Origin of the sequence: Arthrobacter ruber, from assembly GCF_002954225.1 — a bacterium.
GTDB classification, from domain to species: domain Bacteria; phylum Actinomycetota; class Actinomycetes; order Actinomycetales; family Micrococcaceae; genus Arthrobacter_D; species Arthrobacter_D ruber.
In genome coordinates this window covers 1-21,897 of sequence record NZ_PPTH01000018.1, presented here as the reverse complement: position 1 = coordinate 21,897, position 21,897 = coordinate 1, and the positions used below count along the sequence as shown (strand labels likewise).

22 protein-coding genes are annotated in these 21,897 nt (G+C 72.7%); 8 read left to right on the top strand and 14 right to left on the bottom strand.

Annotation, left to right across the window (positions count from 1 at the left end; translation table 11 throughout):
* Nucleotides 1–242 precede the first annotated feature (242 nt).
* The 4 genes from CI785_RS13980 (at nucleotide 243) to CI785_RS13965 (ending at nucleotide 4,448) form a co-directional block, all read left to right on the top strand.
* Nucleotides 243–1,682: a S1C family serine protease gene (locus tag CI785_RS13980; protein ID WP_105032723.1), complete on the top strand. Its 1,440-nt coding sequence runs from the start codon at nucleotides 243–245 to the stop codon at nucleotides 1,680–1,682.
* A gap of 196 nt (nucleotides 1,683–1,878) precedes the next feature.
* Nucleotides 1,879–2,706: an electron transfer flavoprotein subunit beta/FixA family protein gene (locus CI785_RS13975; protein WP_205753640.1), complete on the top strand. Its 828-nt coding sequence runs from the start codon at nucleotides 1,879–1,881 to the stop codon at nucleotides 2,704–2,706.
* Nucleotides 2,707–2,744: 38 nt separating this feature from the next.
* On the top strand, nucleotides 2,745–3,692 hold the full coding sequence (locus CI785_RS13970; RefSeq protein WP_105032722.1) for an electron transfer flavoprotein subunit alpha/FixB family protein: 948 nt from the start codon (nucleotides 2,745–2,747) through the stop codon (nucleotides 3,690–3,692).
* 3 nt (nucleotides 3,693–3,695) lie between these two features.
* Nucleotides 3,696–4,448: a PIG-L deacetylase family protein gene (locus CI785_RS13965; protein ID WP_105032721.1), complete on the top strand. Its 753-nt coding sequence runs from the start codon at nucleotides 3,696–3,698 to the stop codon at nucleotides 4,446–4,448.
* A 172-nt stretch (nucleotides 4,449–4,620) separates the two neighbouring features.
* Here CI785_RS13965 and CI785_RS13960 read toward each other — a convergent pair whose 3' ends face one another.
* The 7 genes from CI785_RS13960 to folP form a co-directional block, all read right to left on the bottom strand.
* A complete protein-coding gene (locus CI785_RS13960) occupies nucleotides 4,621–5,490 on the bottom strand; it encodes an anti-sigma factor (protein ID WP_157940278.1) in 870 nt (289 codons plus the stop codon).
* Between the two features lie 16 nt (nucleotides 5,491–5,506).
* Nucleotides 5,507–6,124 (bottom strand): ECF RNA polymerase sigma factor SigK, encoded by a 618-nt coding sequence (gene sigK, locus CI785_RS13955; RefSeq protein WP_105032719.1) that lies wholly within the window; start codon nucleotides 6,122–6,124, stop codon nucleotides 5,507–5,509.
* 190 nt (nucleotides 6,125–6,314) lie between these two features.
* Nucleotides 6,315–7,124, bottom strand: a complete 810-nt coding sequence (locus CI785_RS13950) for a class I SAM-dependent methyltransferase (RefSeq protein WP_105032718.1) — start codon at nucleotides 7,122–7,124, stop codon at nucleotides 6,315–6,317.
* A gap of 20 nt (nucleotides 7,125–7,144) precedes the next feature.
* Complete coding sequence (locus tag CI785_RS13945; RefSeq protein ID WP_105032717.1) at nucleotides 7,145–7,612, bottom strand: tRNA (cytidine(34)-2'-O)-methyltransferase; 468 nt, start codon at nucleotides 7,610–7,612, stop codon at nucleotides 7,145–7,147.
* A 9-nt stretch (nucleotides 7,613–7,621) separates the two neighbouring features.
* Nucleotides 7,622–8,584: a J domain-containing protein gene (locus CI785_RS13940; protein ID WP_105032716.1), complete on the bottom strand. Its 963-nt coding sequence runs from the start codon at nucleotides 8,582–8,584 to the stop codon at nucleotides 7,622–7,624.
* A 246-nt stretch (nucleotides 8,585–8,830) separates the two neighbouring features.
* Nucleotides 8,831–9,574 carry a pyrimidine reductase family protein gene (locus CI785_RS13935; protein WP_205753639.1) on the bottom strand — a complete coding sequence of 248 codons (744 nt, stop codon included), beginning with the start codon at nucleotides 9,572–9,574 and terminating at the stop codon, nucleotides 8,831–8,833.
* Entirely contained in the window at nucleotides 9,571–10,515 is a 945-nt protein-coding gene (gene folP, locus CI785_RS13930) for a dihydropteroate synthase (RefSeq protein ID WP_240615209.1), read from the bottom strand. The genes CI785_RS13935 and folP overlap by 4 nt, the downstream gene beginning before the upstream one ends.
* Nucleotides 10,516–10,618: 103 nt before the next feature.
* Here folP and CI785_RS13925 point away from each other — a divergent pair, with 103 nt between their 5' ends.
* The 4 genes from CI785_RS13925 to CI785_RS13910 are packed head-to-tail and all read left to right on the top strand — an operon-like array spanning nucleotide 10,619 to nucleotide 14,480.
* Nucleotides 10,619–11,842 carry a cysteine desulfurase family protein gene (locus CI785_RS13925; protein ID WP_105032714.1) on the top strand — a complete coding sequence of 408 codons (1,224 nt, stop codon included), beginning with the start codon at nucleotides 10,619–10,621 and terminating at the stop codon, nucleotides 11,840–11,842.
* A complete protein-coding gene (gene mnmA / locus CI785_RS13920) occupies nucleotides 11,839–12,975 on the top strand; it encodes a tRNA 2-thiouridine(34) synthase MnmA (protein WP_105032713.1) in 1,137 nt (378 codons plus the stop codon). The genes CI785_RS13925 and mnmA overlap by 4 nt, the downstream gene beginning before the upstream one ends.
* Before the next feature lie 43 nt (nucleotides 12,976–13,018).
* Nucleotides 13,019–13,456, top strand: coding sequence for a chorismate mutase (locus tag CI785_RS13915; RefSeq protein WP_240615208.1), 438 nt, complete (start codon nucleotides 13,019–13,021; stop codon nucleotides 13,454–13,456).
* The gene (locus CI785_RS13910) at nucleotides 13,449–14,480 is read left to right on the top strand and encodes a uroporphyrinogen decarboxylase/cobalamine-independent methonine synthase family protein (RefSeq protein ID WP_105032712.1); all 1,032 of its coding nucleotides are present in this window, start codon (nucleotides 13,449–13,451) and stop codon (nucleotides 14,478–14,480) included. The genes CI785_RS13915 and CI785_RS13910 overlap by 8 nt, the downstream gene beginning before the upstream one ends.
* 28 nt (nucleotides 14,481–14,508) lie before the next feature.
* On the opposite strand, the gene CI785_RS13905 is transcribed toward CI785_RS13910, so the two are convergent.
* The 7 genes from CI785_RS13905 to CI785_RS13875 form a co-directional block, all read right to left on the bottom strand.
* A complete protein-coding gene (locus tag CI785_RS13905; RefSeq protein WP_105032711.1) occupies nucleotides 14,509–15,177 on the bottom strand; it encodes a DUF4166 domain-containing protein in 669 nt (222 codons plus the stop codon).
* A complete protein-coding gene (locus CI785_RS13900; protein ID WP_105032710.1) occupies nucleotides 15,174–16,160 on the bottom strand; it encodes a phosphotransferase family protein in 987 nt (328 codons plus the stop codon). The genes CI785_RS13905 and CI785_RS13900 overlap by 4 nt, the downstream gene beginning before the upstream one ends.
* A complete protein-coding gene (locus CI785_RS13895) occupies nucleotides 16,157–17,449 on the bottom strand; it encodes a DUF58 domain-containing protein (RefSeq protein ID WP_105032709.1) in 1,293 nt (430 codons plus the stop codon). The genes CI785_RS13900 and CI785_RS13895 overlap by 4 nt, the downstream gene beginning before the upstream one ends.
* A gap of 68 nt (nucleotides 17,450–17,517) precedes the next feature.
* Complete coding sequence (locus CI785_RS13890; RefSeq protein WP_105032708.1) at nucleotides 17,518–18,600, bottom strand: AAA family ATPase; 1,083 nt, start codon at nucleotides 18,598–18,600, stop codon at nucleotides 17,518–17,520.
* Nucleotides 18,597–19,739, bottom strand: coding sequence for a DUF4350 domain-containing protein (locus CI785_RS13885; protein WP_170068242.1), 1,143 nt, complete (start codon nucleotides 19,737–19,739; stop codon nucleotides 18,597–18,599). Before CI785_RS13885 ends, CI785_RS13890 begins: the two co-directional genes overlap by 4 nt.
* A gap of 83 nt (nucleotides 19,740–19,822) precedes the next feature.
* Nucleotides 19,823–20,464, bottom strand: a complete 642-nt coding sequence (locus CI785_RS13880; protein WP_105032706.1) for a DUF4129 domain-containing protein — start codon at nucleotides 20,462–20,464, stop codon at nucleotides 19,823–19,825.
* Nucleotides 20,465–20,522: 58 nt separating this feature from the next.
* A partial coding sequence (locus CI785_RS13875) for a DUF7847 domain-containing protein (protein WP_105032705.1) occupies nucleotides 20,523–21,897 on the bottom strand: 1,375 nt, incomplete at its 5' end.

Here is a 21,897-nt window from a genome sequence, read left to right as displayed (position 1 = left end):
GGCTCCCTCGCCGCCCGTGAGCATCTACCACGCGCCCGCTAAAGGGTCACTCTCGTGCGTCTCCGCCCGGCAGCGCCGGGTGCAGGCCGTGACGGACGATACTGGGGGTAAGGGCGGCCACGTCCCGGTGGACCCGTCACGCCGGCGGGTCCAGCAACCTCCCAGACACCGCACAGCGAACGCATGCTTGATGCTCAGCGAAGGTTGCCAGAATGTGGTCAACAGCAACGAAAGGACCTCCGATGAACGAGCAGTCAGGCGTGCCCGGCAAGACCGACCGCCCCCTTCCTCCCCAACCGCAGAACCCGCCGTCCTGGGGGGCCGGCTGGCAGGACCGGCAGCGCGGCGGCTCGGAGGACGGCGGGCTCTCCCCGGAGGACACCGCCGCGCACCCCGCCTACGCGGGCCACCAGCCCTTCTACGGGGAGCAGACCGGTCACGGCCCGGCGGCACAGAAACCCGGAGTACGGACGACCGGCAGCGACCGCCGGCGGGTGGGCCTCGCCACGTTCGCCGCCGGGGTCCTCGCCGCGGGGCTGATCGGCGGCGGCGTCGCCACGGCCGCCTACGACGCCCTCGACCAGGATGCACCCGTCGGCACGTCCCAGGCGGCGCCGAACTCCGTCGTGGTCAACAACACCGAGGACGTGAACACCATCACCGGTGCCGCCGTGACGGCGACACCGAGCGTCGTCACGATCGCCGTCAGCGGAGGAAGCTCGAGCGGGTCCGGGTCCGGCATCATCCTGGACACGGACGGGCACATCCTGACCAACACCCACGTGGTGACCCTCGGCGGCCAGGTCTCGGACCCGACGATCGAGGTCAAACTGAACGACGGGCGCGTCTTCCCCGCGACGGTGGTCGGCACGGATCCGCTCAGCGACCTCGCGGTCATCAAGGTGGAGGCACCGGACCTGAAGGCCGCCACGCTCGGTGACTCGGACGAGCTCAACGTCGGTGACACGGCCATCGCGATCGGTGCGCCACTGGGCCTCAGCGGCACGGTCACCGACGGCATCGTGTCCACCCTCAACCGCACCATCAGCGTCGCGTCCTCGGCGGTACCGGAGGAGCAGCCGGACAGCATGGGCTCCGACGACGGCGAGGGGTTCAACTTCCTTCCTCCGGGCGGATCGGGGGGACAGCAGACCCAGGCGCAGGGATCCATCTACCTGAACGTCATCCAGACCGACGCCGCCATCAACCAGGGCAACTCCGGCGGCGCGCTCGTGGATGCGGACGGACGCATCATCGGGGTGAACGTGGCCATCGCGTCAGGGGGATCGGGTGAGTCCACCGGCAACATCGGCGTCGGTTTCTCCATCCCGATCAACTACGCCAACCGGATCGCGCAGGAGATCATCGCGGACGGCGAGGCCGAACACGGATTCCTCGGCGTCAGCGTCACGGACGCATCCAGCGACGGATCCAGGAGCGAGTCCACCTTCTCCTCCGGTGCCCTCGTGCAGACCATCGAGCCGGGATCGCCCGCGGCCGGTGCCTCGCTCCAGGTGGGCGACATCATCACGAAGGTGGGCGACTACCCCATCAGCGACCCGCAGTCCCTGACTGCGGCGGTGCGCATCCAGTCGGTCGGGCAGCAGGTACCCCTGGAGATCCTCCGCGACGGGGACGCCCGCACCGTGGAGGTCACCCTGGCGCAGGCACCGACCCCGTAGCAGGGCAGCCTGCGTCGGGGAACCACGGCGAGCAACCCACAGGAGGCGGTCCCGGATCAGGGACCGCCTCCCGTGCGTTGAAGGAGGGTCGGAGGCCTCCGGCGCGACCCGACCGGCGGGCGCCGCCGTCGGTAGCCGGACGCTCCACCTATGGTTAGCTAGTCGATGGGAACGCCCCGAACGAGGAAGGTCATCAATGGACGAGGCCACAGCAGGAGGACTGCGCATCGCGGTCCTGGTGAAGCACGTTCCGGACGCTCAGTTCGACCGCCACATCGGTGGTGACGACCTGACGACGGTCCGCGCGGAGAGCATCCTCTCCGAACTGGACGAGTACGCCCTCGAAGCCGCCCTCCAGCTCGTCGAGGCGCACGGGGGAGCGGCCGCCGGGCACCGGGTCACGGCCATCACCATGGGGCCGGCCGCGGCGGTCAACGCCGTGAAGAAGTCACTGCAGATCGGCGCCGACGACGGCGTCCACCTGACCGACGAGGCGCTGAACGGATCCGACGCCTCGGCCACCTCGAAGGCCCTCGCCGCGCTGCTGCAGCATCTCGGGCCGTTCGACCTCATCCTCACCGGCATGGCGTCCACCGACGGCGAGACGTCGCTCGTCCCGGCGCAGCTCGCCGAGCGGCTCACCCTGCCGCAGGTGACCTTCGCGGCGTCGCTCGACCTCGCACCACGCGACGACGGGTGGGGACTCACAGCCCGACGTGACAACGACACGTACGCCGAGACCATCGAGGCGTCCCTGCCGGCGCTCGTCTCGGTGACGGACCAGATCAACGAACCGCGCTACCCGAACTTCAAGGGCATCATGGCGGCGAAGAAGAAGCAGATCCAGGTGCTGTCGCTGGAGGACATCGGCGTCCAGCAGGACGAGGTCGGCCTCACCGGGTCGTGGACCCGGGTGCAGGCGGCCGCCCCGAGGCCGCCGCGCAGCCAGGGAGTCGTCATCACGGACGAGGGCGACGCCGGCGTCCGGCTCGTCGACTTCCTTGCGGGACAGAAACTCCTCTAGCCCACCCCGTCGTCCCCTCAGTCCCAGGAGATCCCGCCATGAGCACCGTCCTCGTTTTCCTCGACCACCCCGGCGCCAGCCTCGCCAAGAGCGAGCGGGAGCTCCTCTCCCTCGGGGGGTCCCTCGGGCAGGTCTCGGTCGCCCTCGCGGGGGACGCCGACCAGGCCTACCTCGACGGCATCGGCTCCTACGGTGTGCAGGAGGTGTACCGCCCGGAGGCCGCCGCCGTGTCCGAGGTGCTCGTGGCCGGCAAGGCTGCGTTCCTCGCCGTGGCCGTGCAGGCCACCGGCGCCGGCATCGTCCTGCTCGGCAACTCCTACGAGGCGAAGGAGATCGCCGCGCGGCTCGGCGTCCGGCTCGAGGCCGGGGTGATCACGGACGTCGTCGCACTGGCCGCCGACCTCACGGCCACGAAGTCCGACTTCGCCGGCTCCTACACGGTCGAGTGCCGCGCCACGACCGACGTCGCGATCCTTACGGTCAAGCCGAACAGCTTCGAGGCCGTGGAAGCGGGCGCTGCGGCCCCACCGCGCGAAGTGCGGATCCCGGTGGACGTGCCCCAGGCCGCCGCGCGCGTCACCGGTCGTGTGGAGAAGCCGGCGAGCGGCCGGCCGGAACTCGCCGAGGCCCGGGTGATCGTGGCCGGTGGGCGAGGCGTCGACGGCGACTTCGGGCCGCTCGAGGACCTGGCCGATGCCCTCGGAGGCGCCGTCGGCGCGTCCCGGGCAGCCACCGATGCCGGGTGGATCGAGCACTCGGCCCAGATCGGGCAGACCGGCAAGACCGTGTCGCCCCAGCTGTACATCTCCGTGGGGATCTCCGGCGCGATCCAACAGAAGGCCGGGATGCAGACCTCCAAGGTGATCGTCGCAATCAACAAGGACGCCGACTCACCCGTCTTCGAGATCGCCGACTTCGGGATCGTGGGTGATCTCTTCACGGTGCTGCCGCAGGCCACCGAGGAGATCCGCAAGCGCGGCCTGTAGACCATGGCACCCGCAGCCGATCCCTCAGCGCCCGGGCGCGTGCTGGTGTTCGCCGCCCACCCCGACGACCTCGACTTCGGGGCGTCCGCCACGATCGCGGGGTGGACCGCCGCGGGGGTGGAGGTGAGCTACTGCATCCTGACGGACGGCGACGCCGGGGGTTTCTCGGAGGAGGATCGCCCCGACATCGCGGGTCTGCGCCGGGCGGAGCAGCGGGAGGCCGCGGCGCTGGTCGGCGTCACCGACGTCACCTTCCTGGGCGAGCCGGACGGGTACCTGGCGCCCACGGACGCCGTCGTCCGCGAGATCGTCCGGCGCATGCGCGAGGTGCGTCCTGACATCGTGCTGTCCATGCACCCGGAGCGGAGCTGGGACCGGATCCAGAAGAGCCACCCGGACCACCTCGCCTGCGGGGAGGCGGTCACGAGGGCTGTCTATCCTGCCGTGGAGAACCCCTTCGCCTACCCCGAACTCGAGGCTGCCGGCCTGCGGAGCTTCCGCGTCCCGTGGCTGTGGTTCTACGGCGGTCCCGCCCACCTCGAGAACCGCTTCGTCGACGTGACGGGGCTGGAGGACCGCAAGATCGCGGCCATCACAGCACACCGGAGCCAGCATCCGGACGTGGAGCGGATGCAGTCGCGGGTACGGGCCATCCTGCAGGACAATGCCCGGCGCGGGGGCCTGCCCGAAGGCCGCAGCGCCGAGGCGTTCCACGTGGTCGGGGTCAACACGGACGAGACGATCGCCGGCTTCTGACCCGCCCCGGAACGGCCGATGAAAGGTCCCGGAAGCACCTCCGGCGCCGTCGGTACGACGGAGCCGGAGGTCTGGCGGATCCGGCCGAAAAGGGCCGGGGAGGTACGACGGAGCGGGTGTCGTCAGGTCACGCCGGACGCGACCAGGACGGAGCCGGTGATGCCCGACCCGGTCAGGCTCCCAGCGGGATCTGGGCGACGATCGGCAGGGTCGGCGTGGCCGAACCGCCCTCGGGCTCGACCGTGATGGCGATCGCGCTGAAGCCGCTGATGCCCGGAAGCTCGGTGACCTTGGTCCCCGCCACGTCCTCGCCGGACATGGTGCCCTCGGACACCGGCGCCGCTCCGTCGGCCGGGATCCGCCACATCTGGTAGACGAAGCCCTCCGCCGGTGCGGGCACGCCGCTGAGCGTGACGACGGCGGCGTCCTCCTCCCCGGAGACCGCAAGATCCGCCGTCCCACCCGCTTCGAGGGAGAGCTGCTCCGTCCGCACGTCGGACGCCTGGAGCACCTGCTGCTGGACCGTCGACTGCTGCAGGTTCTGCGCGATGGTCACGCCGCCGACGGCGATCACGACCGCCGCAGCCGCGGCGACGACCCAGCGGGACGCCCGCGACGACATCGAGGTCCGTGCGGACCGTCGCTGGGCGAGTTCGTCCTGCCCGGACGGGTCTGCAGCGGCATCAGCGGCGCCGCCGGTCCGCACGTCCGCGGGGGAGTCCGTCCCGGCCACGACCGGCAGCGTCCGGACGGATGCACCGGAGGGGGCCTCCGCCTCCGGCAGCCGGGCCATGATGCGCTCGAGGAGGTCGGCCGGAGGCTTGGCCTGGACCGTCGCGTAGGAGGCTGTCACGGTCTCGCGGCACGTGCGGACACGGTCGGCGAACGTGGCCCCGACCGCCGGCTCGGCGTCCTCGAGGTACCCGTCGAGTTGCCGGCGCTCCTCTGCACTGATGGCGTCGAGGGCGTAGAGCTCCGCCCACTCGAGGACGTGACCTCGTGCCAGGTCCGTGGAGAGGTCGTCTGCGAATCGTCTGTTCATATCCTTGTCCTGCATCTCAGGTCACCCCCAAACATGTCTTGAGCCGGATCAGCCCGTCGCGGATCCTCGATTTGATCGTCGGCACCGCGACGCCGAGCTTCTCGGCCACCTCGCGGTAGGTCAGGCCGCCGTAGTAGGCCAGCCTCACCGATTCCTGCTGCGTCTCGGTGAGCGTGTCCAGGCATCGGACCACGCTCTCCGCCTCGAGGCGCTGGGTGACGGTGTCCACGACGTCGTCGTGGTCGATCGTCTGCGTGGCGGCGCCGTACCGGGCCTCGCGGTCGGTGGCGCTCTGTTCGGAGCGCACCTTGTCCACCGCGCGGCGGTGGGCCAGCGTCATGAGCCACGCCATCGGGCTGCCCAGCGCCGGGTTGAACCGTTCGGCGGTGTTCCACACCTGGAGGTAGACCTCCTGTGTGGCGTCCTCGCTCAGGTCGGGGTCGATCAGTACGCGTCGGGCGAGCCCGTAGACGCGCCTGGACGTCTGCTCGTAGAAGTGGGCGAACGCCGTACGGTCCTGTTCCGCGATCCTCAGCAGCAGGTCGGTCAGGGTGGCACCTGTGTCCTGATCGACGGCCGCCTCGTCTGCTGCGGGAGCGATCGGGCTGACCCGGCTAACTCGTGGCGTTTCCATAGGGCTCCAGCATAGGGCGCTGCCCGCCGAAGGCCGAACACGCTGTGACGCGCCGTGCCGCGGGGGACGCTGACGTCCGTGCTGCAGAAGCACCATTGCGCTGCACCCCCCCCGATATCCGGTTTTCCGCTGACATCTACTCTTCGGTGCTGCAGGGTCCGCGGATGGCCCCGACAGGGGCCGGCCTCCGTCAGCGCGACGAGCCGACGGCGATCAGCGAGTCGGCGTTGAGGACCAGCGTGCCGCCGAGGCGCTCGACGAACGCCCCGCGGATGTCCTGCAGGGCATCCGGTTCGTCCGGCAGCAGCCCGCGATACCCGCTGCCGAGCGCGAGCGACCAGGCGAGATCCGGATCCAGCGGGACGGTCAGTCCGAACTCCTCGACGGAGACGTCGGTGAGCCCCCGTGCGCGCAACCACTCGGTCAGCCGGTCCGGGGAGGCGAGCCGCCGGCAGTTCTCCACGAAGACCGGTGCCGCCGGGTGTCCGGTCGATGCGAGGCCGCCTCCCGAGGTCCGGAGCGTCTCGAGGAGGATCTCGCCGAAGGGTTCCAGGGCGCCGTCGTCCCAGGCGCTCAGGGCCACGCGCCCGCCCGGGCGCAGCAGGCGGACGATCCTGTCCATGCCCGCGTCCATGTCGTCGAGGAGGAAGACGCCGTAGCAGCTGACGACGGCGTCGTACGGGGTGTCGGTCCAGGCGGCGGGATCCGCCCGGTGGAACGCCACGTTGCCGAGTCCGAGCGCCTCCGCCTTCGCCTCCGCGAGGTCCAGCATCGCCGACGAGCGGTCGACGGCGTCCACGTGGCCGTCCGGGCCCGTCAGCTGTGCCGCGGGGATGGTTCCCGCGCCGGTGCCCGCGAAGACGTCGAGCACGCGCTCGCCCACCAGCACGTCGGCGGCGGCGACGACGGCGTTGCTCACCGGGTTCCAGACGGCCGGTGCGAGGCGGTCGTAGTCCTCCGCTCCGCCGTCGGGCAGTGTTGCGGCATGGCGAGCGGGCATGGGGGACTCCTAGGCGTGGGTCATCGCTGGGCGCCCGCGAAGCCCTGCTGGCGCCAGGCTTCGTAGAGGACGATGGACGCGGTGTTGGCGAGGTTGAGCGAGCGGCGCGAGGCGAGCATGGGGACGCGGACGCGCGAGGTCACCCGGGGGTCGTGCTTGACCTCGGCCGGGAGGCCGTCGGACTCCCGGCCGAACATCAGGATGTCCGTCGGTTCGTAGGCGATGTCCGTGTAGGAGACGTCACCGTCGGAGGTGTAGGCGAAGACCCGACGGGGCCGCAGGGCGGCCCAGGCGTCCTCGAGGCTCGCGTGGACGTGCAGCACCGTGAGGTCGTGGTAGTCCAGCCCCGCCCGTCTGAGCTTCGAGTCCTCCAGGCTGAACCCGAGTGGTTCCACGAGGTGCAGTTCGGCGCCGGCCACGGCCGCCAGGCGGATGGCGGCGCCGGTGTTGCCCGGGATCTCGGGCGTGTGGAAGAGGATGCGGAACACCGTTTCATCCTAGCTTCCGGCTGCGGACAGCAAGCGCGCGAGCGCCGGCAGCTGCACCACGTTCGGGCTGGGGCCGGAGGCCAGGAAGGAGCGGATGGTGCGGACGGCGGTGCCCGCATTGACCACCTGCACGACGGCGGGGGACGCGCGGTCGAAGCCCGGTGGGACGTCGATGACGGGCGCGAAGGGGTTGTCCGGTGCTCCGTGGATCACGACCCAGCCGGCGACGTTGCAGTCCGGGAACAGCTCCTGGACCGCCCGCAGGGTCCGGGGCAGCTGCAGCTCGACGGGCCGTCCCTGATGGCGCAGTACACGCCCGTCCCAGGAGAAGTTGCCCGGAGAGGCCGTGAAGGAGTCGATGACCGCCATCCGGTAGCCGGCGAGCAGGACGTGCCCCGCCGTCGTCTTCTCGCGGTCCGCGAACTCCACGCCGTTGACCAGGCGTGCTGCGGGGTAGGTGGGCAGCAGCGCCCGGTCGAGCAGGGCCGAGGTGCGCAGCTCGCCGTCGACCCGGGCGCGGACGCCGGTCGACAGCCTCGCGAACATCCCCGGCTGACGGGCTGCACCGTGCAGCTGCCTGCCGGCGGCGATCAGGGGGACGGCGGGCGGAGCGGAGGGTGAGAACGGGGGCAGGTAGTCCGGGGCGGACCGGGCCGCGTCCTCGTCCTCGACCCGCGTGCGCGTCGGCGCCGTCGGTCCCGGCGTCCCGTCCCGGCGCGCTGTCGCACGGTCCGGGACGCCGGCGGGTGCCGGCCGTCCCCGTCCGGTCTCGGCGTCGTAGCGTTCGCGGCGCTGCGGATCGCTCAGGGTCTCGTAGGCGACGGCGACGTCATGGAAATCGGCCGCGGTCCCGCCGAGATCGGGGTGCGCCGCCCGGGCTGCCCTGCGGTAGGCGCTCTTGATGTCCTTGGCACCGGCTCCCGGGCGCACGCCCAGGACGTCGTAGTACGACTTCCGTGCTGCCTCTGGCATCGATCGGGCCTTTCGTGGACGTCTGGTCTCGGGGCAGGGACCGGTTCCCCTGGCCCTGATACCACCCGAGACTAGAGGCACACGCAGCACCGGGCCAAAGCGGTCGGTACGGTGCGTGCGTCTGGTCCCGGTGATCGGGCACAGGTACAACGGAGGACGCACCGGGGAAGTTCGCCCGGTCCGCGCCGGGCCGCTGGAACCGCGGTAGGGCAGGAGTCCACTCGGGGGACGGCTCCGAAGGACCGCTCAGGATGCGCGACGGTACAGCGTGTAGAGCGCCGAGTCCTCCAGGAGCAGGGACGCGAGCGTCAGGGCGACGGCGCCCTCCGGGCTGTCACCCACCGCGATCCGGGGTCCGTCACCGCCGGCGAGCAAGGGACTGATCGACAGGCACAGTTCGTCCACGGCGTCGGCGCGGGTGAAGCCGCCGAGCACGGCCGGACCGCCCTCGCACAGGACTCTCAGCAGCCCCCGGCGGCCGAGCTCCGCCAGGACGGCGGACGGTTCCGCGGTGTCCATGCCGCAGTCGACGACGTCGGCCACCCGGGCGAGCGCCGCGCGCCTCGCGGCCGGCGCGCCCGCGCTGGTGAGGACGAGCGGCCGGACCGGGGCGCTGCTGAAGAACCCGCCGGACGGGTCGAGGTCGAGGCTGCCCGAGATGACGGCGACGGCCGGGTGGGGTGCGAGACCGTGCTCCGCGCGCCAGGACCGGGCGTCGTCGTCCACGAGGCTGCCCGCATAGCCCTCGGTGCGGACGGTGCCCGCCCCCACCAGCACCACGTCGGCAAGGCGTCGCAGGACCGTGAAGATGCGCTTGTCGCCGTCGTTCCCCAGCCCGGCGGAGAGGCCGCCGCTCGTCGCGGCGCCGTCGGCGGCGGCGATGAAGTTGAAGCGGACGTAGGGCCGGTCCACGGCGGGGTAGGCGTAGAGGCGGTGCAGCGCGGCGTCGTCGAGCGCCTCGGGGGACGCGGGGACGAGCGAGCTGATCACGGTGCCACCGGCTCGTTGACGTCGCCCATGTTGTGCCGGAGGTAGGCGGGCTCGCGCCATCCCAGCACCGCCTCGGTGATGTCGATGGCGGCCCGGGAGGCCTGGACGTTGTGCATGCGGACCACGCGGGCACCGCCGAGGATGCAGATGACGGCGGCCGCGAGCGAACCCTCCACGCGTTCGCGCTTCGGGCGGTCCAGGGTCTCCCCGATGAAGTCCTTGTTGGACACCGCGGCGAGGGTGGGGAAGCCGAGGCCGGCGATCTCGGAGAACCGGCGCGTGATCTCCAGGGAGTGCAGCGTGTTCTTGTTGAGGTCGTGTCCGGGGTCGAGGAGGATGCGGTCCTCCGGGATGCCCAGCCGCACGGCGTCGTCGACCCTGCGCAGCAGGAAGTCGGCGACCTCGGCGGCGACGTCGTCGTAGGTGGGCCGCGGGTACACGGTCCGGGGCGCGGCGAGGCTGTGCGTGATGACGAGGTGCGCCCCGGCGTCGGCCACGACGGCTGCCATGTCCGGGTCCCGCAGCCCCGTGGTGTCGTTGACCACGTTGGCCCCGGCGGCCAGCGCCTGGCGGGCCACCTCCGGGAGGAACGTGTCGGCGGAGATGATGACGTCGGACGCCGCGCGTACGGCGTGGATGACGGGCACGATGCGGTCCGCTTCCTGCGACGCCGGGATGGGCTCGCCGGGGGAGAAAGGGGCGCCACCGATGTCCACCCAGTCGGCGCCGTCCTCGACGGCCTTCAGCGAGGCGTCGACGGCGGCCTGGAGGGCGAAGGTGGCCCCGCCGTCGTAGAAGGAGTCCGGCGTCCGGTTGACGACCGCCATGAGGGCCACCTGCCGGTCGAAGTCCAGGGTGCGCGTGCCGAACGTGTGCACCGCGTGCCGGAGAGCCGGCAGGAAGGTGCCGGAGGAGGAAGGAGCCGCTGCCTGACTGTCCACCCTGTCTTTGTACCACTGAAAGCCGGACGTGCTGCCTGGTGGGGAGCTTCGGGATGCGCAGTGCAAGTTCGGCCCTGCGGCGTGGCGCCCGTAGAATCGAGGGATGCCCGTGTATGTCGATCACGCGGCGACCACGCCGATCTCGGCGCCTGCGCTCGCCGCACTCACCCGCGAACTCAGCCGGAGCGGGAATCCGTCCTCCCTCCACGGCTCGGGCCGTCGTGCCAGGAGGTCCGTCGAGGAGGCCCGGGAGACGATCGCCGCGGCCGCAGGGGCGCACGCCTCGGAGGTCGTCTTCACCTCGGGCGGCACCGAGGCGGACAACCTGGCCGTCAAGGGCCTGTACTGGGCGCGCCGGGCCGAGGATCCGGCCCGCACGCGGATCCTCTGCAGCTCCGTGGAGCACCACGCGGTGCAGGACACCGTGGAGTGGCTCGAGCGGCACGAGGGCGCCGAGGTCCTCTGGCTGCCCGTGGACGCGTCCGGCGTCGTGTCCCTCGACGCGCTGCGGGCCGCGATCGCCGACGCACCGGAGCGCATCGCGCTCGTGACCGTCATGTGGGCCAACAACGAGGTGGGGACGGTGCAGCCGGTACGCGCCGTGGTGGAGGAGGCCGCCCGCTACGGCGTGCCCGTCCACAGCGACGCCGTGCAGGCCTTCGGCTCCCTCCCGGTGTCCTTCCGGGATTCCGGGCTCGCGACCATGGCGATCAGCGCCCACAAGATCGGCGGTCCCGTGGGCGTCGGCGCCCTCCTCGTGGGCCGCGCCGTCACACTCACCCCCGTGCAGCACGGCGGCGGGCAGGAGCGCGACATCCGCTCGGGCACCCTCGACGGCGCGGGGATCGCGGCCTTCGCCGCGGCGGCCGACGACGCCGTCGCCCGCCTCGGCGCCGAGGGACCCCGGATCGCCGGTCTCCGGGACCGCCTCATCGAGGGAATCCTCCGCGAGGTGCCGGACGCGGTGCTGCGCGGGGTCGCACACCCCGCCCCGGAGGGCGCACGGCTGCCCGGCAACGTCCACTTCACCTTCCCGGGCTGCGAGGGCGACTCCCTCCTGTTCCTCCTCGACCTCGCGGGGATCGAGTCCTCCACCGGCTCCGCCTGCACCGCCGGCGTGCCGCGGCCCTCGCACGTCCTGCTCGCCATGGGCCTCACGGAGGACGAGGCCCGCGGCGCCCAGCGGTTCAGCCTGGGGCATACATCCACGGCCGACGACGTTGACGCCGTGGTGCGCGTCATCGGGGAGGCCTACTCCCGGGCCCGCACGGCGGGCATGGCGGGGCACGCATCGACCATCAAGACGGCAGGAACGGGTTTCTCATGAGGGTGCTGGCAGCGATGAGCGGCGGCGTCGACTCCGCGGTGGCGGCGGCGCGGGCCGTCGAGGCGGGGCACGACGTCGTCGGCGTCCATCTGGCCCTGTCCCGTATGCCCGGGACGCTGCGGACCGGCAGCCGCGGCTGCTGCACCATCGAGGACTCCCGCGACGCCTGGCGTGCGTGCGACATCCTCGGGATCCCCTACTACGTGTGGGACTTCTCCGAGCGGTTCAAGGAGGACGTCGTGGACGACTTCGTCGCCGAGTACGCGGCGGGGCGTACCCCCAACCCCTGCATGCGCTGCAACGAGCGCATCAAGTTCGCCGCGCTGCTCGAGAAGGCGCTCGCTCTCGGTTTCGACGCCGTCTGCACGGGCCACTACGCGAAGGTCGTCGAGGACGCCGACGGCAACCCAGAGCTGCACCGTGCTGCCGACTGGGCGAAGGACCAGTCCTACGTGCTCGGCGTGCTGACCCACGAGCAGCTCCGGCACTCCATGTTCCCGCTCGCCGAGACGCCGTCGAAGGCCGAGGTCCGCGCCGAGGCCGAGCGGCGTGGCCTCTCGGTCGCGAACAAGCCCGACAGCCACGACATCTGCTTCATCCCCGACGGCGACACCCGCGGCTGGCTCGAGGAGCGCATCGACATGACCGAGGGCGCCATCCTCGACGTCGACGGCGAGCGGATCGGCAGCCACCCCGGCGCCAACGCCTTCACGGTCGGCCAGCGGCGCGGCCTGAAGCTCGGCACCCCCGCCGCGGACGGCAAGCCGCGCTTCGTCCTGGAGATCCGCCCCAAGCAGAACGAGGTGGTGGTGGGACCCGAGCACCTGCTCGCGATCGACGAGATGCGCGGCATCAAGGTGTCCTGGGCGGGCCTGCCCATCGCCGAGGTGGCACGCGGCGAGGAGTTCGCCTGCATGGCCCAGGTGAGGGCCCACGGCGATCCCGTGGCGGCACGCGCCTCGGTCGAGTCCGTCGACGGGGTCCAGCAGCTCCTGGTGCGGCTGGTCGAACCCATGCGCGGTGTGGCTCCCGGCCAGACCGTGGTGCTGTACCAGGACACGCGCGTGCTCGGGCAGGCGACCATCGATGCGGCGCGCTCGGCACTGCGTCCCGAACTCGCCGCGGCAGGCTAGTCGCAGTTCACGGGGCGCACCCGGGTTCTGCTTGACTGGAGTCATGACGCATCCCCGCAGCGGCTTCGACCCTGCCGCCAGTTCCCTCGCAGGAGGCGTGGCCCCCGAGGTGATGGCCGAACTGCTCTCGGTCAGGAGCTCGATCGACAACATCGACGCCACCCTCGTCTACCTGCTCGCCGAACGCTTCAAGGCGACGCAGCGGGTGGGACACCTGAAGGCCGAGCACGACCTCCCCGCCGGAGACCCGCAGCGTGAGGCGGCACAGATCGCCCGGCTGCGCATGCTGGCGGAGGAGGCGCAGCTGGATCCCGCCTTCGCGGAGAAGTTCCTGAACTTCATCATCTCCGAGGTGATCCGCCACCACCAGGCGATCTCCGAGAACCGCCGGCCCGCAGGCGACGCGGGCACCGGCACTCCCGGCCCTGACGTCCCGGCATCGGCGCCCGCCGGCGCGGAGACCCGCGAGCCCCATGCCTGACGAGGCACGCGACGGATCCGTCGCTGCGACGGCCGCCGGCGACTGGCCGGGCACCGACCCCCTCGAGGCCAACCGCGCGGTGCGCGGCGAGTTCGGGGGAGCGAACATACCCTTCCTGCCCTCATTGCCCGCCCGTGGCCCCGGCAGCGACGCCGTCGGACGCACGCTCGGTGTCCTCGTCGAGCTGCCCTTCGACCTGCAGCCGCACGGTTGGCGCCTGGTGCCTCGGCCCGGCCGGGACCAGCGCCGCGCGGACTCGGCCCTGTCCTCCGACATCAGCGCACTCGGGGACGTCGCCGGTGCGGAGGAGCGTCCCGCGTCGCACCTCAAGCTGCACCTGCGTGGGCCGCTGTCCCTCGCGGCGGGCGCCCACCTCCATGGCGGCGAGCGCGTCCTGATCGACCACGGTGCCCGCCGGGAGATCTACGAGTCGCTGGCGGCGGGGACTGCGAACCTCGTCCGCCGCGTGGCGGCCGTGGCCCGGGGAGCGCAGATCCTGCTCCAGCTCGACGAGCCGGACGCCGAGGACGTCCTCACCGGGCGCGTGCCGACCGCGAGCGGCTACCGCACCCTCCGCGCCGTCGACCGGCGTGAGGCCACGGAGGCGTGGGATCTCGTGACGTCGTCGGCGATAGCCGCGGGGGCCACCGGCACGGTGCTGGCACCCGGCCGCGGGGACGTGGCCCTCGACGCCGCCCGGGCCGTCGCCGCGTCGGCGCTGTCCCTGGATCTTGCCGGTCTCGGCGACCGCCAGTGGGAGGCGCTCGCCGAGGACGTCGAGGCGGGACGGCAGCTCTTCCTCGCGGTCCTCGAGCCCCGGGCAGTCCATCCCCAGGTGAGGGTCCTCGCCGAATCGGTGCTCGCCGCATGGCGGCGCGTGGGCCTGCCCGTGACGGAGCTCGGATCGGTGACGGTGACGACGCGGGCCGGGCTGGAATCCCGCTCGCCGGGCGATGCCGTGCGGGCACTCACGCGCCTGGCGCAGGTCGCCGACGCACTGGACCAGGTCCGGTCCGAGGGCTGAGCGGGACTCTCCGGCCGGCTCGCCCCGATCAGACGCGCGCCTCCCAGCGCCGCGGGAGCGCATGGGCGGGCAGGATGCCGTCGAACTCCTCGACGTGGTAGTCGAAGGTGCCCGCATACACCAGCAGGGTACCGAGCTGACGGTGGATCACGTTCGTCGAGATCCGGAACGCGCCGGCGTCGTCGTCCCACCACTGCTCCACGTACGCCAGGGCGCCGACGACGTCCGGCAGGGGCAGGCGGAGCCCGGCGAACACCCGGGTCCGGGAGGACACCATGCGGAGGTGCCCGTCGTCCGTGGGGGTGCAGGTCAGGAGGGTGGCCATGCGCCGGTGCCGTCCCACGTAGTCGGTCAGGACGCCGTCCTGCAGGGACGTGGTGTCCTCGAAGACGCGCAGCGCGCTGCCGAAGTCGAGCTCCCGGCACGCGGTCAGGGCGGGACGGCCGAACGGGTCCATGTGCGGATAGTTGCTGATCGTGAACGGGACGTCGTCGCGGTACTCGGGGAAGAACGCGTTCTCGAGCGCCGTGAGGCGGAACGCCGGCCGGGCGAACCATGCCGGACAGCCGGCGACGTCGAAGACCCCGCGCCCGTGGCCCGCGAGGCCGCTCCCGGCGTGCAGTCCGAAGTACTCGCGCAGCTCCGGCTGCAGGCGGCCGAAGTCGCTGCCCATGGCCTGCTGGTAGATCGAGGTCATACCGTCCACTCCCGTCGCTCGGACAACCAGTCAACCACGATGCCGGCGGTGAACCGGTTGTGGGCCCGCAGCCGGGGGCTGGTCGGCACGTCGGCAGCGAGGCCGCTGACCACCATGTAGGCGGCCAGCACCGCCAGCCAGCTGTCGATGGCCTCGGCCGGGACACCGGCGGACAGCGGGGACGCACCGATCCAGGCATCGGCGTCCAGCCCGTCATGGTGCAGGTAGGGCAGCAGCGCCACCCAGTCGGCCCACGCCGGGCCCCTGGTGAGGAAGGTCCAGTCACACACCAGTGCACGGCCCGACGACCGCTCGAGGATGATGTTGTCCGGGCGGAGGTCGTTGTGGACCATCGCCGACCCGGTCAGCAGCGACGGCGCCCGGTCCACTAGCCCCTGGAGCTCGAGCCAGTGCCGCCTTCCCAGCGCGGGCAGGAACCGTGGGGACCGCCCGCCGGTCGCGCAGCGCCCGAAGACCCCCATGACGGCCTCGTCATCCGTGAGTCCATCGGTCATGGACCCGGTGGCCAGGTGGGCGGGGATCCTCCGGGACTTCCCGTCGAAGTCGACGAGGGCGGCGTGCACGGCCTCCGCCTGCCCCTGCGTCCACGGGCCTCCGGGCAGGGTGCCCGCGATGTGCTCGATGACCAGCAGGACCCACGCCTCGCCGGGTCCGTCGGCGCCGAGGTGCTGCGTCGACAGGAGGCGCGGGATCGGCAGGCCCGCGGGCAGCGCGGCGAGCAGAGAGGCCTCCTGCACGTAGGCCGGGTACGCGAAGGCCGACGACTCGGGGGCCGCCTTGACGAAGAGCGACGCGCCGCCCCGGCGGACCGTCGCCGCGAAACCGGGCGTGAAACCCCCGCCGGCGAGGCGGACCTCCGCGGGCGGACCGCCGAGGGCCTCGGCGACGCCTCGTCGGACGTCGCCCGGCAGGTCCCGGTAGGCAGGCCGGCTGGCGGTGGAGGAGTAGTCGAATCCCGTCACAGCCGCCCGGCCGCCTTGAGCCTGATGTAGGCGTCGGCCAGCAGCGGAGGCAGCTCCGCGGGGACCGCGTCCACGACCTCCGCACCGAGCAGGCGGATCTGGTCGGCGATCGCCGCGCGGTCCAGCAGGGCGCGCTCGGCGGCCGCGGCACGGAACGTCGCCGCCGCCGTCGAGCGGCCGGCCGTCATCTCCTCGAGCCGCGGATCACGGACCGAGGCCACCACCACGGCGTGGCGCCCGGTGAGGCCCGGCAGGGCCGGCAGCAGGCCCTCCTCGACGGCGCCGGAGTCGAGTGAGGTCAGCAGGACCACGAGGGCGCGGTGGGGTGAGGCGGCCCGCACCTGCGCGGGGACGCGCGACCAGTCGGCCTCGATGAGTTCCGGCTCCAGGGGGGCGATCGCCGTCACGAGCGAGCCGAGGAGGTTGCCCTTCGCGGTGGAGTCGACGCGCGCCCGCAGCCTGCGGTCGAACGCGAGGAAGTGCACCTTGTCGCCGCCGCGTTCGGCGAGGACCGAGAGCAGCAGCGCCGCCTCGATGCCGGTGTCCAGGCGCGGCTCGTCGAGGACGCGCGCCGCGGACGTGCGTGAGGTGTCGAGCACGACGACCACACGCCGGTCGCGTTCCGGGCGCCAGGTGCGTACCACGGTGTCGCGGCGGCGCGCTGTCGCACGCCAGTCGATGGAGCGGACGTCGTCGCCCCGGACGTAGTCGCGCAGGGAGTCGAATTCGGTGCCGGCGCCCCGGATCTGGACCGCCGACCGGCCGTCGAGTTCGCGGAGGCGGCGTAGTTTGGACGGCAGGTGGCGCTTGGAGTTGAACGGCGGCAGCACACGGAGCACCCCCGGAGCCGGGACGGTGACCTGCCGGGCTGCGACGCCGAGCGGCCCGGAGCTGCGGATGGTGACCGTCCCCACGCGCAGGACGCCGCGGCGCGTGGGACGCAGGAGGACCGCCAGCCGGCGCGACTCGCCGGGCGGTACCCGCAGGGCCTGCTCCGGATCGGCGGCGCCCGCGGAGGGCTGCCACGCCTCGCGCACCGTGGCCCGCAGCGGGCGCGGGGTGTCGTTGCGCAGCACCAGGGCGCTGCGGCACTCCTCGCCCAGCCGCACGCTGTCGGGCAGCGTACGGACGATCCCCACCCGCCGCGGGGAGGCGGCGAGGGACAGGTCGAGTGCCGTCACGGCGGCGAGCAGCGCGGCCCACAGCAGGATCGAGGCGGCGCCCGGGTACAGGACGACGGGCACGACGCCGAGCAGCGCCAGCAGGACCAGGCGGCCGGTGATCACCAAGGAGGCTCCTCGTGGAGACGGACAGGCAGACGGGGCGAGGGGGCTCCCGGCAGGGAGCACCCGGCCCGCTACCGGGGGACGGGGACGGTGGTGAGGATGCCGACCAGTACGTCGTCGACCTGCACGCCGTCCATCTGCGCTTCGGGCCGCAACGCCACGCGGTGCCGGAGGGCCGGGAGGGTGAGGGCCTTGACGTCGTCGGGCGTCACGAAGGACCGGCCCGAGAGCCACGCCCAGGCGCGGGAGGTGTTCAGCAGGGCGGTGGCGCCGCGGGGCGACACGCCGAGCTGGAACGACGGCGAGGACCGCGTGGCCCGCACGAGGTCCACGATGTAGGCGAGCACCTCCGGTGCGACGGCGACGCGTGCCACCGCGGCCCGCGCCCGGTCGATGTCCTCCGCCCCGGCGACCGCGCGGACGCCGGCGGCACCGAGGTTGCGCGGGTCGAAACCGACGCTGTGGCGGCGGATCACCTCGATCTCGTCGTCGCGCCCCGGGAGCGGCAGCGTGAGCTTGAGCAGGAACCGGTCCAGCTGCGCCTCGGGCAGGGGGTAGGTGCCCTCGTACTCCACCGGGTTCTGCGTGGCCGCCACGACGAACGGGCGCGGCAGGCTGCGCGAGACGCCGTCGACGGAGACCTGCCGTTCCTCCATCGCCTCGAGCAGCGAGGCCTGCGTCTTCGGCGGCGTGCGGTTGATCTCGTCGGCGAGCAGGATGTTGGTGAAGACCGGCCCCTCGCGGAAGGTGAACTCGGAGGTCCTGGAATCGTAGATCAGCGAGCCCGTGATGTCGCCGGGCATGAGGTCGGGCGTGAACTGCACGCGCTTGGTGTCGAGGTCCAGGGCCGCGGCGAGGGTGCGTACGAGCAGGGTCTTCGCGACGCCAGGGACGCCCTCGAGCAGGACGTGCCCGTCGGCCAGGAGTCCGATGAGCAGGCCGGTCACGGCTGCGTCCTGGCCCACGATGGACTTGCCCACCTCGGCGCGGACCCGCAGGAGCGCGGCCCGCGCGGCCTCGCCGTCGTGGTCCGCCCCCGGCTGCCCGGCCTGCGCCGTCCGATCCTCGACACGGGTGGCCGGCGAGGCGCCGGCGGGCGATGCGGCCGGGGGCACCTGCAGGGGTCGGTCCTGCCGGTCGACGGAATCGTTCATGAGGGAATCTCCTTCTCGAGGTCCAGGAGCTCCTGTGCCCACAGCACGAGCTCGCGAGGGGTGGTCGGGGTGTGGTCGAGCAGCCGCTGCTGGAGCTCCGTCCGGGTGCGACCGCTGTGGCGGGACATGGCCTCGAGGACGTCCACGGGGGAGGCCGAGCGGTCCACCCTGAGCCGCCGGGCCATGCGGGAGAGCGTCGCGGCGCGCAGGTTCGCGGCGGCGTGCGCCACCGAGCGGGAGTCCTGGTAGAGCCTCGCCCGCCCTTCCGCCGTCTCGGCCGCGCGGACGACCACGGGCAGCGGCTCGGCCGCCAGCGGACCCAGCCGCCTGCCCCGCCACACCATCGCGAGGATCGTGCATGCGAGCAGCCAGACCAGCAGGGGATCCACCCAGGGCGGCAGGAGGGTCCTCGGATCGATCCCCTCGCCGCTCGAGACGATGTCAGCACCGGTCGGCTCGTACCAGACGAGCGTCGGGGCGGATCCGAGCGCCCGCAGGGCGAGGGCCGCGTTGCCGTCGTCGGTGACAGAGCCGTTGGAGAGGATCGATGGCGCGCCGAGCACGGCCACCGCGCCGTCCTCGCTCGTGACGAACAGGCCGCCCGTCGCGTCACCGACCGTCGTGGGGAAGCATTCCACGGCGCCGGAATACGCCGTCCCGGTCGCGGAGAGCGTGCCGGCGGCTGTCGCGTCGGTGTCGGGGCATTCCGCGGCGAGCGGCGGGGGATCGCCGAGGTCGAGGGGCAGCGGGCCCAGTACCTCGAAGTCCTCCTCGAGGGCGGTCAGCTGCCGGGGGCCCGGCGCCGCCAGGACCGCACGGTCGGCGGCGTCGACCAGGTCCGCCACCTGCGTGGCGCTGAGGTACTGGCGCGCGTCGTTCAGGAACAGCGTGGCCGGCCCGTCGCCCAGCTCCTCGACGGCGTCGTCGAACGAGTCGGCACGCACCACCTCGACACCCTCGGCGGCGAGCACTTCCGCCACGGCCCGCGCGCCCTGCGGTGCCGGGTTCCCGGGGGACAACGGGCGGTCGTCGGTCTCCTGCCCCGGCAGGAGGTTGACCAGGATGATCACCGCGACGACGACGGCTGCCAGTATCAGGGGGACGGACCGCCGGATGCGCGAGCGGGCGGTCGCCAGCACGCTCCCGCCATCGCCCATGACCTCGACCCGCGACGCCGGCTGCGGCCCCGGAGCCTCCGTGCCGGGAGTCCTTCCGCGGGACGTCATCGGGGGGCTGCGGGCGTCGTGGCGGTCCCGGCCGCGGAGGGCCGCTCGGCCGTCAGGCGCCCATCGAGGCTCGACGCGCGCCGGTAGTCCTCGCCCGTGGCGGCACCGCTGCCGTAATGGGTCTCGTTGAAGCGGTCGGCGAGCCAGGTGATGTCGGAGGACAGGGAGGGGAACGCGCCTCCGAGCTGAAGGGCGGCCTCCGTCGCCGTCCTGCCGGGCTGCTCCTCGATGACCACGCGCTCCTCCGCGGACCGGATCACAGCACGCAGCACCTCCGCCACGGCGCCGTTCCAGTCCCCGTCGGTGGCGAGCGCCGAGGCACGGCTCCGGTGGAAGGCGGCCGAGCGCCGCACGCCGTCATCGAAGACCCCCGCCTCCGGGCGGCGGCCACGCGCGTTGAGGCGCGGCCTGACGAGCAGCACGGCCACGACGACGACGAGCGCGGCGCCCACCGCGAGGACGAGCGTCCCCGGGCCCGCACCCAGCCCCCTCATCCCGTCCAGGAGGTCGACGATGCTGCGCAGGAGGTCGCCCAGGATGCGCTCGACGATGTTGGGCTGCGCCTCCACATAGGCGGACTTCGCGAGTTCGTCCTGGAGCAGGCGGCGGGCCTCCTCCGCGTCCGGTGCGGGCAGCATGCGCGGTCCGGGTGTCACGCGCGGTCGTCGCACGGGCGCACCACAAGCGGACCGGGCATCACGCGGGTCCGCCCGGCTGGTGCCCGAAGGACGCGGTCCGGCCGGGGAGGAAGTCGTTCGGACCCGCTGCGGCCCGCTCGTGCTCACGCATCAGGACGACGTCGAAGCCCTCGCGGCGGATGCGGAGGTCCACGTACAGGAGGGAGGTCACCCCGGCCTGGAAGGCGTAACCGATGGCCGAGAACAGTGCAGCGATGGCCTGCGAGGCGAGGATCACGGGAAGCGAGTCCAGGACGTCGGCCGTCCCGGACGCGGAGGCGCTGAAACCGACCACCGTGGACACGGCGAACGTGAGCGGGAAGGAGACGACGGAGCCGATGATCGACACGATGACGCTCGTCAGCAGGACGATGCCGAACGTGCGCCACCAGTTCCCGCGGGTCAGCGACCAGGACCGTTTGACGGACGACCACGGCCCGGTTCCCTCGAGCATGAGGGTCGCGGGTGCCACGACGATCTTCATGCTCGCCCAGACCAGTGCCACCACCGCGCCGATCACGAGCGGCACGACCACCAGGGGCGAGTAGCTGTCCAGCCCCAGGACGGCCAGCGCCGACAGCGCGACCAGCAGGGCGAGACCCAGGAGCCCTGCTCCGAAGGTGAGGAGGCCGAACCCGATCAGCGGGAGGAGGCGGCCCCGGGCGATCCGCCACGCCTGGCCGAACGACGTCCCCTGGTTGATGACGGCCCGGGCGGTGGGGATCACGAGGATGCCCTGCAGGACGAGCAGGGCTGCCGCGGACACCACGCTCGTCACCGCGGCGAACACGCTGAACCCGGCGAGGGCCCCGATGAAGTTGTCCATCGACCCGCTGTCCGCCTCGAGCGCCGCCAGCGACGAGAAGGCGTTCCCGAGCAGGAGGACGGTCACCAGCGCGACGACGGCCTGCAGGAGGACAGCGGTGCCGAACGTGGCCAGCGGGTTCTTCCGGCAAGCCTGGAACGCGCCGTCGAGGATCTCTCCCAGCCCCAGGGGCCGCAGCGGGATGACGCCCGGCTTGGGCGGCGCCTGGTACAGGGGTGCCGGGGGGAAGGGGCGGCCGCCGTACGGGCCTCCCGGCCGCGCCGGTCCCTGCTGCGGATGGGCGGGGCCCCAGCCCTGGCCCGGAGGCGCCCCCGGTGGAGGGAACGTGCCCGGGTAGGCGGGCCCGTAGCCGTCCTGCGCGGGAGGGGTGGGCTGTGCCCACGGGTTCGGTGTCGCGGGGGTGCCGGACGGCGCCTGGGCCGCGTAGGGGCCGCCGGGGCTGGGCTGCGTCCACGGGTTCGGTGCGCCGGCGGTGCCGGACGGCGCCTGTGCCGCGTAGGGGCTGCCGGGGGCGGCCTGCGGTGTCGGGGGCTGCCACGGCCGCCCTCCCGGGGCGCCGGTCCCGGCG

Bases quoted from the DNA above. Each gene is read 5' to 3' on its own strand.
- CI785_RS13980 (WP_105032723.1), top strand. From the start codon at position 243: ATGAACGAGCAGTCAGGCGTGCCCGGCAAGACCGACCGCCCCCTTCCT.
- CI785_RS13975 (WP_205753640.1), top strand. From the start codon at position 1,879: ATGGACGAGGCCACAGCAGGAGGACTGCGCATCGCGGTCCTGGTGAAG.
- CI785_RS13915 (WP_240615208.1), top strand. From the start codon at position 13,019: ATGACGCATCCCCGCAGCGGCTTCGACCCTGCCGCCAGTTCCCTCGCA.
- CI785_RS13940 (WP_105032716.1), bottom strand. From the start codon at position 8,584: ATGCCAGAGGCAGCACGGAAGTCGTACTACGACGTCCTGGGCGTGCGC.
- CI785_RS13970 (WP_105032722.1), top strand. From the start codon at position 2,745: ATGAGCACCGTCCTCGTTTTCCTCGACCACCCCGGCGCCAGCCTCGCC.
- CI785_RS13925 (WP_105032714.1), top strand. From the start codon at position 10,619: ATGCCCGTGTATGTCGATCACGCGGCGACCACGCCGATCTCGGCGCCT.
- CI785_RS13965 (WP_105032721.1), top strand. From the start codon at position 3,696: ATGGCACCCGCAGCCGATCCCTCAGCGCCCGGGCGCGTGCTGGTGTTC.
- CI785_RS13910 (WP_105032712.1), top strand. From the start codon at position 13,449: ATGCCTGACGAGGCACGCGACGGATCCGTCGCTGCGACGGCCGCCGGC.
- CI785_RS13950 (WP_105032718.1), bottom strand. From the start codon at position 7,124: ATGCCCGCTCGCCATGCCGCAACACTGCCCGACGGCGGAGCGGAGGAC.
- CI785_RS13905 (WP_105032711.1), bottom strand. From the start codon at position 15,177: ATGACCTCGATCTACCAGCAGGCCATGGGCAGCGACTTCGGCCGCCTG.
- CI785_RS13890 (WP_105032708.1), bottom strand. From the start codon at position 18,600: ATGAACGATTCCGTCGACCGGCAGGACCGACCCCTGCAGGTGCCCCCG.
- CI785_RS13880 (WP_105032706.1), bottom strand. From the start codon at position 20,464: ATGCTGCCCGCACCGGACGCGGAGGAGGCCCGCCGCCTGCTCCAGGAC.
- mnmA (WP_105032713.1), top strand. From the start codon at position 11,839: ATGAGGGTGCTGGCAGCGATGAGCGGCGGCGTCGACTCCGCGGTGGCG.
- CI785_RS13960 (WP_157940278.1), bottom strand. From the start codon at position 5,490: ATGAACAGACGATTCGCAGACGACCTCTCCACGGACCTGGCACGAGGT.
- sigK (WP_105032719.1), bottom strand. From the start codon at position 6,124: ATGGAAACGCCACGAGTTAGCCGGGTCAGCCCGATCGCTCCCGCAGCA.